Annotated in this window: 11 protein-coding genes and 1 pseudogene; 10 read left to right on the plus strand and 2 right to left on the minus strand. The window is 32.0% G+C overall.

What is annotated here, in order from left to right:
- Positions 1-17 precede the first annotated feature (17 nt).
- Together CD135_RS00200 and CD135_RS00205 are read left to right on the plus strand one after the other, a co-directional pair.
- Positions 18-1,358, plus strand: coding sequence for a YsnF/AvaK domain-containing protein (locus tag CD135_RS00200; protein ID WP_103268552.1), 1,341 nt, complete (start codon positions 18-20; stop codon positions 1,356-1,358).
- A gap of 148 nt (positions 1,359-1,506) precedes the next feature.
- Positions 1,507-2,163, plus strand: coding sequence for a GNAT family N-acetyltransferase (locus CD135_RS00205; protein ID WP_016999218.1), 657 nt, complete (start codon positions 1,507-1,509; stop codon positions 2,161-2,163).
- 173 nt (positions 2,164-2,336) lie between these two features.
- On the opposite strand, the gene CD135_RS00210 is transcribed toward CD135_RS00205, so the two are convergent.
- Positions 2,337-3,374, minus strand: a complete 1,038-nt coding sequence (locus CD135_RS00210; RefSeq protein WP_016999217.1) for an NAD(P)H-dependent flavin oxidoreductase — start codon at positions 3,372-3,374, stop codon at positions 2,337-2,339.
- Positions 3,375-3,469: 95 nt separating this feature from the next.
- Here CD135_RS00210 and CD135_RS00215 point away from each other — a divergent pair, with 95 nt between their 5' ends.
- The gene (locus tag CD135_RS00215) at positions 3,470-4,129 is read left to right on the plus strand and encodes a nitroreductase family protein (RefSeq protein ID WP_070044836.1); all 660 of its coding nucleotides are present in this window, start codon (positions 3,470-3,472) and stop codon (positions 4,127-4,129) included.
- A gap of 221 nt (positions 4,130-4,350) precedes the next feature.
- Positions 4,351-5,691, plus strand: a complete 1,341-nt coding sequence (locus CD135_RS00220; RefSeq protein WP_016999215.1) for a sodium-dependent transporter — start codon at positions 4,351-4,353, stop codon at positions 5,689-5,691.
- Positions 5,692-5,818: 127 nt separating this feature from the next.
- Here CD135_RS00220 and CD135_RS00225 read toward each other — a convergent pair.
- A pseudogene (locus CD135_RS00225) lies at positions 5,819-7,319 on the minus strand (DASS family sodium-coupled anion symporter).
- A gap of 202 nt (positions 7,320-7,521) precedes the next feature.
- On the opposite strand from CD135_RS00225, the gene CD135_RS00230 reads away from it, so the two are divergent.
- From CD135_RS00230 to CD135_RS00255, 6 genes are all read left to right on the plus strand, one after another.
- Complete coding sequence (locus CD135_RS00230) at positions 7,522-8,394, plus strand: hypothetical protein (RefSeq protein WP_103268553.1); 873 nt, start codon at positions 7,522-7,524, stop codon at positions 8,392-8,394.
- A gap of 180 nt (positions 8,395-8,574) precedes the next feature.
- Positions 8,575-9,387, plus strand: coding sequence for an alpha/beta hydrolase (locus CD135_RS00235; RefSeq protein WP_103268554.1), 813 nt, complete (start codon positions 8,575-8,577; stop codon positions 9,385-9,387).
- 181 nt (positions 9,388-9,568) lie between these two features.
- Positions 9,569-9,922, plus strand: coding sequence for a hypothetical protein (locus tag CD135_RS00240; protein ID WP_070044831.1), 354 nt, complete (start codon positions 9,569-9,571; stop codon positions 9,920-9,922).
- An 80-nt stretch (positions 9,923-10,002) separates the two neighbouring features.
- Positions 10,003-10,905, plus strand: a complete 903-nt coding sequence (gene coaA / locus CD135_RS00245) for a type I pantothenate kinase (protein ID WP_016999210.1) — start codon at positions 10,003-10,005, stop codon at positions 10,903-10,905.
- A 46-nt stretch (positions 10,906-10,951) separates the two neighbouring features.
- The gene (locus tag CD135_RS00250; RefSeq protein WP_103268555.1) at positions 10,952-11,740 is read left to right on the plus strand and encodes a hypothetical protein; all 789 of its coding nucleotides are present in this window, start codon (positions 10,952-10,954) and stop codon (positions 11,738-11,740) included.
- Positions 11,741-11,951: 211 nt separating this feature from the next.
- Positions 11,952-12,425, plus strand: coding sequence for a pyrimidine dimer DNA glycosylase/endonuclease V (locus CD135_RS00255; RefSeq protein ID WP_103268556.1), 474 nt, complete (start codon positions 11,952-11,954; stop codon positions 12,423-12,425).
- The last annotated feature ends 41 nt before the right edge of the window (positions 12,426-12,466 follow it).

Raw genomic sequence — 12,466 nt, forward strand, 5'->3', positions numbered from 1 at the left:
TTATGGAGGTTTTAAGTATGGGTAAAATCGAAAAGTTTAATACGGAAAGTGAATTACTACAACGAATAGACCAATTGAAAGCAGATGGATTAGGAGAACGTGACTTACAAGTTATAACTGAAAATCGATTAGAAGATAACTCACTAGAATATACAGACGTAAAAGTAAAGAATTCTCGAGGATCATTTAGTGATAAACTCACTGCATTATTCTCAGGTGAAAGCGCAGAAGAAAGAGTACTTACAGGTATCAATGTTCCTGACGAAAATGTAGATGAGTATAAAAATGCTCTGAATGATGGAAAAATATTATTGTATATCGACAATGATAATACTGAAGAAACTGAGAACTTTGATTCTAGCCATCCGAAAGATTCACAATTAGGCAACGAACATTACGATGACACTAAACCTTTCTCAAAAGAAGATAGTAATAGCGGTGTTTCAGCTGGAACAGGTGCTGGTATCGGAGCTGGAGCTGTTTCTGCAAATTCATCAAAAGATGTAAACAATGAATCAGACGATTTACAAGATGATAAAGATACCAATCGCTATGGTAACAGTATAGATGAAGAAAATGAAGCACATGATGATGTTGATGATCATTCTACAGCTTCTACTCTTGCAGGCACTACTGGTTTAGGTGCAGCAGGTTATGCAGCGAACCAATCAGAGCAAAATGAAAATGAAACATTATCTAGTGATAACGAAAGAGATTTAGAAGAACTTAAAAATCGTAATAATAATGATTCAAAACCACCATATGGTGAAGCTGATAATGTAAAAGATCAAAGAGATTTAACACGTGAAGATGAATCAGAGTTCACTAGAGTTCACGATGATAGTGTTGAAACTGAGCGTTCATCTTTAAATGATGAAAGAGAAAATTTAAATGCTCAAGACGCTAATGAGGATTTAACACGACAGTCTGACTTAACTTCTAATGAAAACAGAAACGCTGCTGATAGTACAAATACTACGGCAGATGATGAAGAAGCTGTTAGACTACATGAAGAGCGAGTGAACGTCGACAAAGAAAACGTTGAAACTGGTGAAGCTTCAGTTGATAAACATGTAGTTGAGGAAACTGAAGAGTTCGATGTACCTGTAGAAAAAGAAGAAGTTACTATCGAGCGTCGACCAGTAAATGAAAAAGTAGATAGCGACTTTGAATCAAACGAGGATGATTCTATTCACGTACCATTACATGAAGAACGTGTGAATGTTGATAAAGAAAACGTAGTGTCTGAAGAAATTGTAATCAAGAAAAACAAAGTACAAGACACAGAACACGTTTCAGAAAATGTAAGACGAGAAGAAGCAGATATTAATAATCCTACTGATGATGATAAACAATAAAACATCATTAATATTAAAAGGGTCCGGGGCATAAATAATTGTCCCGGGCTCTATTTTACGTATATAAAATATAAGAAAACACTGTATAAGCATTTTTAGTGTGATATGTTATAATATGACTAAATCTTGAGTCGAGGGGTTTATTAACATGAATTTTGAAGTTGTCACATCAATAGATGATCCATTGTTTAAAAAAGCATTAGATATGTATGAGGAAATTTTCAAAGTAGAAATCAGAGAAGATCGTCATGTGTTCATACATTCATTAACATCTGAATATATCAAAAATCATTATATATTTTTAGTTGGTCTTAAAGATGATATGGTTGTTAGCCTATCAACTGGTCATTATGAACCAACTACTAACTCTGCATTCATTAATTATTTAATGACCCACCCAGAACACCGAAATCGACGTGTAGGTGCACAAACTTTAGAAAAAATCGAAGAAGAATTACACAAGTGTGGTCAAGAAGTACATGGTAGAGATGCTAACATGATTATGCTTGAGTCATTCGGTGAAGAATCATATGATTCTGAAGAAGGAAAAGAACAAGCTATTATGCGCAAAAACTTTTTCAATAGACATGGTTATGAAATTTTGCAAAACATATCATATATTCAACCAAATCCTCAAAAATCTTTACCACCTTCACCAATCAATTTATTTGTTAAACAATACTTACCGCTTCAAAAAGACGTTATTATGCCAAGTATACGTTCATGTTATATTAATAAATATATACACGGTAACGAAAATGACAGAGAATTTGTATATGAACTATTAGATTCAATGGGGTTATAAAATTACAGGCTGCGACATAAATAAATGTCTCAGCCTGTTTTATCATATTGGCAGTAGCTGACTGGTATGAAAACACGATTATATCAAGCTTTTTTCATATCTAGTCATCCTTGCCGGGGTGGGGATACAAAATCTTTTTAACAAAATGAGATGCCTCTCCCGCTCCCTGATTTTTATTTTTCTGTATATCTCTTTATAAGGTCTTGAGCTTTTTCTCTCTTAGCTCCCTCGGGATTTGTACCACACCACAAATTCATATAATCAGGATTGTCTTCTTTTTTAGACTTCCCTCTCATAGGCTGTGTTAATATATTTTGAATTGGATAAGGACAAATCGCTCTTTCAAATGTTTCAGCATAGACAATATAAGCATTTCTTATTCCATTAGCATAGCGACCACTAAAAGTATTTGTTAAAACAATATCTTTAGTAGTAGCTCGCAATATACTCTCTTTATGGATGTTAGGCACTCCGCTTTCTTCTGTTGTTAAAAATGCTGTACCTAACTGTACAGCCGTAGCGCCTTTTTGAAGGAAAAATTGTGAACGTTCAGGGTTTGTTATTCCGCCTGCTACTATTAGAGGTAAATCTATAGATTCCTTTGCAAGATTAAATAATTGCTCTGTTGTAAGCAGGTCATCTGGTAATGACTGTTTAAAGGAGCCTCTATGCCCGCCTGCTTCCTTTCCTTGTAAAACAATTCCATCTACACCAACCTTCACTAAATCTAGTGCTTCCTCCAACTCAGTGGCTGTTCCTAATACTAATATTTTATGCCTGTGCAACTTGCTGACAAGCGCTTCTGTTGGTTTGCCAAATGTAAAACTCGCAACTTCTACTTCTTTATCAATAATGACATCTATCATTTCGTCGAATTGATTTGTAATCTTTACTTCTTTAATTGGTTCATATTGAAGTTCTTCTTCTATTGGTTTCAATATTGCATTCATTCGATCAACTTTGTCTTGATTAATTTCAGGAAATTCTGGGATAAATAAATTCACGCCAAACGGTTTATCAGTCATTTTTCGTATCTTATCAATATCGTCTGATAATGATTCTGGATTCATATAACCTGCCCCTATTTGACCTAATCCACCTGCGTTACAAACTTCAGAAACCAGCTTAGGTGTCGTTACACCACCAGCCATTCCTGCTAGAAATATTGGTTCTGACACGCCTAATTCATTCAATAGCATAGTTCTATTCATATCATTACCCCTTTCAAAATAACCATAAGCTGATTGCTTTATTTTTGTCATTATTTAGTTCATTATAATGTCATCTTACTAAAAGGAGTATCAAAATGTCACAATCAAAACTTACATTGACAGAAATTATAAAGAAAAGAAAATCAGTTAAGGAATTCGACCCTAACTTTAAAATACCTAGAGAAGAAATTGAAGAAATGATTGAGCTAGCTACAGAAGCACCTTCATCAATCAATTTACAACCTTGGAGATTTGTTATTATAGATTCAGAAGAAACTAAACAAAAATTAGATAGCCTTGTACAATTCAACCAAAGACAACTTCACTCTTCAAGTGCTATTATTCTCATATTAGCTGACTTAAAACATGCTGATTACGTTAGTGAAATTTATGAGAAAAACGTAGAACTTGGATACATGGATGAAAACTCTAAAGATTATTTCATTGAAACAATTTCTAATTTAATAAGCGGTGCAGATGAAAGCTACTTCAAAGAACAAGGTTTAATGGATGTAAACCTGGCTTCTATGCAACTTATGCTTATTGCTACTGATCATGGTTATGATACTAACCCAATTGGTGGTTTCGACAAAACGGCTTTACTTGAAGCTTTAAATATCGATACTTCACGATATGTACCTGCTCATTTACTTGCTATCGGTAAAGGCGCTAAAGCTCCGCATGAGTCAAGTAGATTACCAGTAGAAAGTATCATAGCATGGAACGACGAAAGTGATGGTACAGTTGGGAAATAATTGTTAAATTATTTAAATATGGACTAGTCTTCGTAAATAAAAACATCATTAATGAGATATTAATTCAAATCAAACCCTAAAAGTTAGATAAAATTCTAATTTTTAGGGTATTTTTTATATTGCTTTATTACTTAATAGAGTGTAGAATTTATTGCGCTAAGACTTTTTTACATGAACGCTTTAACGCTTTAAAGTATTTTATATATAAAGGAAGGTTTATTATGAAAAATTTATCACAATGGTCTTCTAATATTGGATTTATATTAGCAAGTGCGGGATCAGCTATTGGATTAGGTGCTGTATGGAAATTCCCATACATGGCTGGAACTTATGGCGGGGGTGCATTTTTATTCATCTTCATCATATTTACACTACTAGTTGGTTTACCACTACTATTAAGTGAGTTTATATTAGGACGATATGGAAAGACTTACTCAACAAATATATTCAAGAAAGTTTCTGGTAAGTCTTCTTTCAATTTAATCGGTTGGCTTGGTAATTTAACCGTGTTTGTATTATTTTCTTTCTATAGTGTTATCGGCGGTTGGATTATTTTATATATTATTAGGACGTTATTGGATAGCGTTGGTTTAACGCATTCCAACGAATACGGAAATATCTTTAATGATTATATTTCAAATCCACTCTTCGCATTAGCAAGTCAATTTGCGTTTATATTTATCACCGTTATTATTGTTAGTAAAGGTGTAGAAAAAGGCATAGAAAAAGCATCAAAAATCATGATGCCACTATTGTTTTTATCATTTTTAATCATTATCATTCGATCTGTAACTTTAGACGGCGCTTTAGAGGGTATCCAATATTTCCTTACTCCTAAAATAGCTGATTTAAGCTCTGAAGGTGTGTTATATGCTCTTGGTCAATCCTTCTTTGCCTTATCACTAGGTACATGCGGAATGATGACATACGCTTCATACTTAGACAGAAAAACGAATATCGTTAAAAGTGCTAATGCAATTGTATGGATGAACATCGGTGTATCAATAGCAGCAGGACTAGCAATATTCCCAGCTATTTTTGCTTTTGGTCTAGAACCCAACCAAGGTCCTGGATTATTGTTCATCATATTACCACAAGTTTTTGATCAAATGTTTTTAGGTTCATTATTCTATTTATTATTCTTATTATTGTTCTTGTTCGCAGCAATTACATCATCAATATCATTGCTCGAATTAAATATATCAAACATCACAAAAAACAATAATGATTATAGAAAGAAATGGGCTTATATTATTGGCGGGCTTGTGTTTATTTTTGGGATACCTTCCGCTTTATCAAATGGATTGTTGCAAAACTTAACATTTGGTGTCGGTACATTCTTTGATAACATGGATTATTTAGTAGCTAACATTTTAATGCCTATCGGAGCTTTCGGTGTCACAATATTTGTTGGTCACATTTTTGATAAAACTACTATTATGAAAGAGTTGAATATGCAAGATAGTAAAAAAGGACGACTCTTCGTTAACACTTGGTATTTCTTAGTTAGATTTGTTTTACCAATTATTATCATCGCAGTATTCATCGGACAATTATTATAGGATGAACATATTAAAATCAATAGATAGTCATTTTTAGGAACTAAAATGTGTAATTGTCACGATTTTATAAAAAATAAGCATCTCACTTTCAAACTGAAATAATCAGTTAAGTGAGATGCTTTTTATTTTAAAGTATTCCTATCCATTTCCAATAAGTCATACTCATTATAACTATTAATATATAACCGATGACGGTAATTGGTACACCTGTTTTAATAAAATCTTTTACTGTGAATGTCTCTGTACCATATGCGAGCATATTTTGTGGTGAACTCACTGGTAATAAGAAACCAAAACTAATAACAAATTGCTGGATTAATACGAAACCAATCGACTGATCTCCTAAATCTAGCGTTTGTGTTAAAGCGATAAATACAGGAATCAGTGCTGAAGAAAGACTCGTTGCACTCGCAAACCCTAGATGTATAAGAATATTAAATAGTGATATTAAAGCAATGATTGCAATTAAAGGCATATGATTTAATCCCATCAAACCGAATGTTTTATCACTTAACCATTGTGCTGCTGTTGTTTCTAATAAAACAGTTCCTAAAGATATTCCTATACCAAATACAATAACAGTTCCCCAAGGGATTTTCTTTTCGACATCTTCCCAAGTAAATACTCCTATTTTAGGTGTAAGCATTATTGCTAAAGCGATGATTGTAATGGAAGATGAGTCTATAGGATGCAGTAATTTTTCTGTAGACCAGAATAATAGTAATAAAACGGAAATAGTGATGAGTCGCCATTCTCTTGCTGAAATAGGGCCTAGTTCTTTTAATTGTTTTTTAACTAATTCTGTCCCACCTTCGATTTCCTTTTCTTCAGGTTTAATAATTGTAATCATCACAAAGTATAAGACAACTGACATTATAATAGACCATGGTGCTGCATATAAAAACCATTCGCCCCATAGATTTATTAATAAATCCGATTGCGACTATATTCTGTGCTGCTGCAGTCTTTATACCAATATTCCATATTGATACTGAATGGACTGCCGTTATAATCAGTAAAGCAGCTAGCTTACTGTTTTTAGACGTATTGAATGCTGCAATCATACCTAATAGTATAGGTACGACTGCGCCTGCTCGTGCCGTAGCTGAAGGAACAAAGAATGCCAATATTATTGAAACAACTATAGCTCCAATAACAATTCTATTAGTCTTATTTCCTACAACTGACAGAACTTGCAATGCTAAACGTTTATGCAAGTTTGTCACTTGCATGGCTGTTGCGAGAAAAAGCGCTGCAGCAACAAGCGCAACTGCAGATCCTGAAAATCCGCTTAAGGCCATTTTTAAAGCATTACTCGTTCCTAATAAAGCATCTCCTTCAACAGCTTTACCATCCACCGCGGGATTACCTAATGAATCAGCTAAATCTTGAACTGGACTAAAACCAGTTAATAATACAATAAGACCAACAATCATTACAGCTGATACTGGATATGTAACTGCTTCTGTAACCCACATAATGACGGCAAAAGCTAATATTGCCAGTGCGCACTTAGCCATAATAGGTAAATCGTTAGGTGTTGGTAATAATAATATTGTGATTAGTACAATAAAACTAATGATAATCCAAATTGGTTTAAAAGCTTTTTTCTCTGCATTTTTTGACATCGACAACAGCTCCAATTTATTGTTTATTATTCTATTTTCCTAAATAGTAACATATTTCTTATTGGGATATAACGAATTATTTAACTAATACTTGAACTTTATCACAAATACATGTAATGTATTAAGGGAAGCGTGACGGTTGTCTGTCGGCAGACAACCCGACCTATAGAAAACACTGTTATATAAAGGATGAGGCATAGAAATGTTAACAAAAGAATTCTCAGCTAAGGTTGGTCTTAGCGAAAAGCAAGTTAGAAAAATTGTACAGCACTTAGAAGATAGAGGTTATCAGCTTTCTAAGACGGAATATCGTGGAAGAGAAGCTACAGATTTCCAAGAAGAAGATATTGAATTATTCCAAGAAATTGCTGAAAAAGTGAAAGAAACTAACAGTTATGATCAAGCTTTTGAAACTTTAGAAAAAGAAAAAGATTTCTTACAAGTTCTTGTGAAAGATGAACCTACTCAACAAACGCCTGAACTTCAACAATTAATTGATGAATTAAGAACTGAAGTACAACATATGCGTAGAGAAAGACAAATGTTAGGCGAAATGCTACAACAAGTACATATTACACAACAAAAATTAGAACAAACTTTAGCTTTACAAGCGCCACAAGAAACTCAAAATAGTGAGCCAACTGAGAATACTAACGTAGCGGAGAAAGAAACTACTCAAACTGAAACTTCTCCTAAAGAAGAAGTTGAAGCGACTACAACTCAATCTGTTAAAACTGAAGATATAGATGAGACACCTTCTAAAGTAACTGTAGCTGCTTCAGAAGCATCAAAAGAAAACAACGAACAAGATGACGATAATAAGCAAGCTTCAGCAGAAACTAAATCTGAGCAATCTGAAGAAGTTAAAGCAGAAACTACAGAAACTGCTAAAGAGCCTTCAGAAAAAGAAGAAGTTAAAGAAGAAGCTAAAGATGACAAAGAAGAGTCTACTACTTCTGAAACTTCAAACGATGAAACAGTTGTACCACTTACAGCAGAAAGCAATCAATCAGAAGAATCTCCAAAAGAAGAACCAAAGAAAAAAGGTTTCTTCCAAAGATTATTCAATATATAATATTTTAAAAACCTAGAAGACATATATCTTCTGGGTTTTTTGTTCCAAAATTTACTAAATCATTTTGACTTATGTTAAGTTTTTGTAAATTTATGGGCTTTTATTGTAAATCAAATTTCCACTTTGATATATTAAAAGCTAATCATACACAGATAAATACGATTAGGGGTGCTCCATTAAGTGGAAACATTATATTTTGAAAACATAAAGTACAATGACTTGATAATAAACAATAATCAAACTGTTAAAATTCTTAAAGACAATATCGACTTCTATATTCATTTGAATTTAAAAGAAAACGACGAACAATTAATTATTTTCTCTAACGGTGCTATCGATCCTAATAAAAGTAAGCCACCAGTTTTTATGAGACATTCATGGCACGAAGACTTTAATGCAAGTTGTATTTTTATTGATGATAGAACTGTTCATAATAATAACTTGAGAATCGGTTGGGGTGTTGGCAGCGAAGATAGACATTATTTAATGGATTATAGTGATATTGCCCAAATGATTGCAAATACGCTAAGTATCCAACCTGAAAACACCTATTATTATGGTTCATCAGCAGGAGGTTTTATGTCCATGTATCTTGCCACGTTACATAAAGATACTAAAGCCATTGTTAACAATCCTCAATGTTATGTTGATAAATATGATCAAACCAATGTAAATAAGCTTTATACATCTATATTTCCTGACTATTCAACAGAAGAAATCAAGAAGAAATATGCTATTAGGTTATCTATTACTAGTTTGTTTAGACAAAAAAACTATGTTCCAGAAATCTATTATGTACAAAATAGGTTATGCTCATCAGATATGAAAAATCAGTTTAATCCTTTTTGTAATATGTTGGACAGATATGATATAGATAGTTCTAATATAAAATTTATCCTCTACAACAATTTAAAATCAGGTCACGCTCCCCTTCAACGAGCCGGAACAATAACGCTTGTAAATCGAATAATTGAAGGAAATCAAATGACGTAAGAGTAGAGATGAAAAAGCTTAATATACGCGCATTTGTATTCTAATTAGCTACTGCCAATATAAAGAATCAGGCTAGGACATTTATTTATGTCCTAGCCTGTTTTTATGTCTTTTTAACTTGATTTTTATTCTATGTCGTTTATCCTAAATATAATTACTATAAAGGAAAGCGAGGATATCTATGATGGCTTACTCAACTTCCGAAATCTCTGAAGCCTTAAATACAATAAACGCTACTATTACAAATTGCGAAAAGATGCTCGGTAAATTTGATGAAAATACATCTCAACACTCGCTTTTAATTAACAGAATACAAGCTTTGAAAACTTCTAAAGGTGTCATAACATCAACTGAGTATTACGATAAAATCCAGCTAGAAGAAGCTTTACCACCGATAGAATCTATTATCAACAAATCATCTAAAGCACAAATCAAACACAATAAAGAAAGCTCGACATACAAACGATTACAAAAGCATATACACGCAATGAAGATTGCTCAATTTTTTATATATGCAGATTTAAAAAATAAATAGGTTAATTTTTGTAAATTTTATGTTAACCTATACGAGTACTGTAAAAAAATCGATAAATTCTTAAAGTAGAGGAAAAAATTATGAAATTCACAAAAGAAGAATGGCGTAACACAGATTTCAAATTAAACATGGATGTCAGTCATTTAAACTTAGATGAAATCATCAGCTTAAATGATAATTTAACTACTACAGAAATAGACGAAGTATATTTGCCGTTAATTAACTTTTTGACAAACAAAGTTAAATTTCACAAAGACTACTCACAGAACATCAATACAAAATTACTCAACAAAAATAATACACCACCATTTATAATTGGTGTCTCAGGTGGCGTATCAGTAGGTAAAAGTACCGTTTCAAGACTACTCTTACACCTACTCCAAGAATATAATCCTGATTGGAAAGTCGACCTTATCACAACAGATGGGTATATTATGCCCAAACAAGAACTGATTGATAAAGACTTACTTTCTAAAAAAGGATTCCCTGAAAGTTATGATACAAAAATACTTATTGATCACTTAAAACAAATAAAAGAAAATGAACCAAATATACCAACATACACATATTCACATATCACATATGACAGACTTAAAGAACAATATCATTACGTTGATTGTCCCGATATCCTTATAATCGAAGGCGTAAACATATTCCAAGTGAATCCACACGAAGAAGAACTTGTAAGCGACTATATCGACTATAAAATCTATTTAGACTCAACAATAGATAACATGAAAAAATGGTATCTCAATCGCTTCTTATTACTACAAGAAGAAGCCTTCCAAAAACCAGATTCTCATTTCTACAGATACCGTGATTTACCTAAAGAAGAAGCAATCAAAATTGCTACAGAAATTTGGGAAGATATAAACGAAGTGAACTTAATAAAAAATATTTTACCAACTAAAAACAGATCAGATCTCGTATTGTATAAGAGTGAAAATCATGTAATTGAAAACTTGAGATTTAATAAATTTTAGATAAGTAAATTAAAATATTATATATTTCTAATATCGGAGGTTGCAAATGTATATATATCCCAATTCACAAACCATTAAGTACTGGGAAGAACATTACTTTAACAATTTTGATTTATTTTTCGTTACTTCATTACCAATTAAATATGAGCCGATCTTAATAACCTCTAAAGAAAAATTCAAAGAGAGTAGTTTGTTTAACATTAAAACAAATAATTTATACGAAATATGGAACTTATATGAGTATAAATATGTGATTCAAGCATACGCTGGATGGTTTGAATCCTTAAGCAATGCTACTCAGAACACTCTTATAGACGAACAACAAAAAATTAATAACCCACTTTTTATTAATAACAAATTAATTACATCTTTCAAATGGAAAACAATGAATTCTGATACTAAAAAAGAATTTTTTAATACAAAAATTCATGATTATCAAGACAATAAATCTGATGAAATACATATAAAACTACCAGAGCATATAGAATCTTTAGTTGATACATTCCCCTTATATCAGGGCTCGAATTGTTTATCAACAGTATTATATGCGATTACTAAATCTAGAAATATTTTAAATCAATGGATAAAAGGAGATTCATTTTTACATACTCTTAGACAACTAGGCTATGTAAGAACTGATAATTCTAGTACTGTAGGAGATGTAGTAATTTACTTTTCTGAGCAAGCAGTCGTCCATGCTGCTTATCAAATTGAAAATAATTTTTACTTAAATAAAAACGGCCAAACTATATTTAATCCATATAAAATCATAAGCAAACAGGAGCTTGAATACAATTGGGGGAAATATGACAAATATATCTACCGGCAAAAATAAATATACTTTTATCCAACTAAAAAGCCATATTTACCAACTTTCACAAGAGGTCCTTCCGTCTTATATATTTTTGTGTAATAGCTATGGAATTTACTATTAAGTTTCTTTCCCATTATTATAGGGTATCGAATAGTTATAATTTTGTGGTATTAGTTTAAAAATACCACGAAATAAAAGTCTCAAAATGGTATTTATAGATTAGGTGATTAATATGCAAATATTTAGAGTAAGTCCGAATCATGAAGTCAGTGCAAAATATCTAGACAATAGACGCTTATCTAAACAGATACTGGAGCTATATCAAATTATTAGAGTATGCTTGGCTCATATGGAACTAATTGAAGGAAACACAAAGTATATACACCATCCAATTGTTCAACATGTTTATAATGATGGTAATCCTTATATTATAGATACTTTCCAATTGTTAAAAGAGATGAATAAAGAACATATTCGTAGAGGTGGAAAAAGATCAGAGTCATTTAAACAAGATTTATCAAATTTAGCACTAATCATTGATAAAAATCGTAGTCATTTTTCTGATGAAAACTTACCTCCTATTTACGTCTATGGTAATGATAAAATATACGGAGATACAGCTTACGAAGAATATATTAAATTATTATATTATAAATGGCAAAATGACAAGATACCGGCAAGATGCAACTGTTTGATTATTGTTTAGGAGAATTATTATGAATGATTTAATTACAGGTAGGAGAGGTG

It is taken from the genome of Mammaliicoccus lentus (assembly GCF_002902755.1).
Classification (GTDB): Bacteria; Bacillota; Bacilli; order Staphylococcales; family Staphylococcaceae; genus Mammaliicoccus; species Mammaliicoccus lentus.

Bases quoted from the DNA above. Each gene is read 5' to 3' on its own strand.
- CD135_RS00220 (WP_016999215.1), top strand. From the start codon at position 4,351: ATGAAAAATTTATCACAATGGTCTTCTAATATTGGATTTATATTAGCA.
- CD135_RS00200 (WP_103268552.1), top strand. From the start codon at position 18: ATGGGTAAAATCGAAAAGTTTAATACGGAAAGTGAATTACTACAACGA.
- CD135_RS00215 (WP_070044836.1), top strand. From the start codon at position 3,470: ATGTCACAATCAAAACTTACATTGACAGAAATTATAAAGAAAAGAAAA.
- CD135_RS00210 (WP_016999217.1), bottom strand. From the start codon at position 3,374: ATGAATAGAACTATGCTATTGAATGAATTAGGCGTGTCAGAACCAATA.
- CD135_RS00230 (WP_103268553.1), top strand. From the start codon at position 7,522: ATGTTAACAAAAGAATTCTCAGCTAAGGTTGGTCTTAGCGAAAAGCAA.
- CD135_RS00255 (WP_103268556.1), top strand. From the start codon at position 11,952: ATGCAAATATTTAGAGTAAGTCCGAATCATGAAGTCAGTGCAAAATAT.
- CD135_RS00240 (WP_070044831.1), top strand. From the start codon at position 9,569: ATGATGGCTTACTCAACTTCCGAAATCTCTGAAGCCTTAAATACAATA.
- CD135_RS00250 (WP_103268555.1), top strand. From the start codon at position 10,952: ATGTATATATATCCCAATTCACAAACCATTAAGTACTGGGAAGAACAT.
- coaA (WP_016999210.1), top strand. From the start codon at position 10,003: ATGAAATTCACAAAAGAAGAATGGCGTAACACAGATTTCAAATTAAAC.
- CD135_RS00205 (WP_016999218.1), top strand. From the start codon at position 1,507: ATGAATTTTGAAGTTGTCACATCAATAGATGATCCATTGTTTAAAAAA.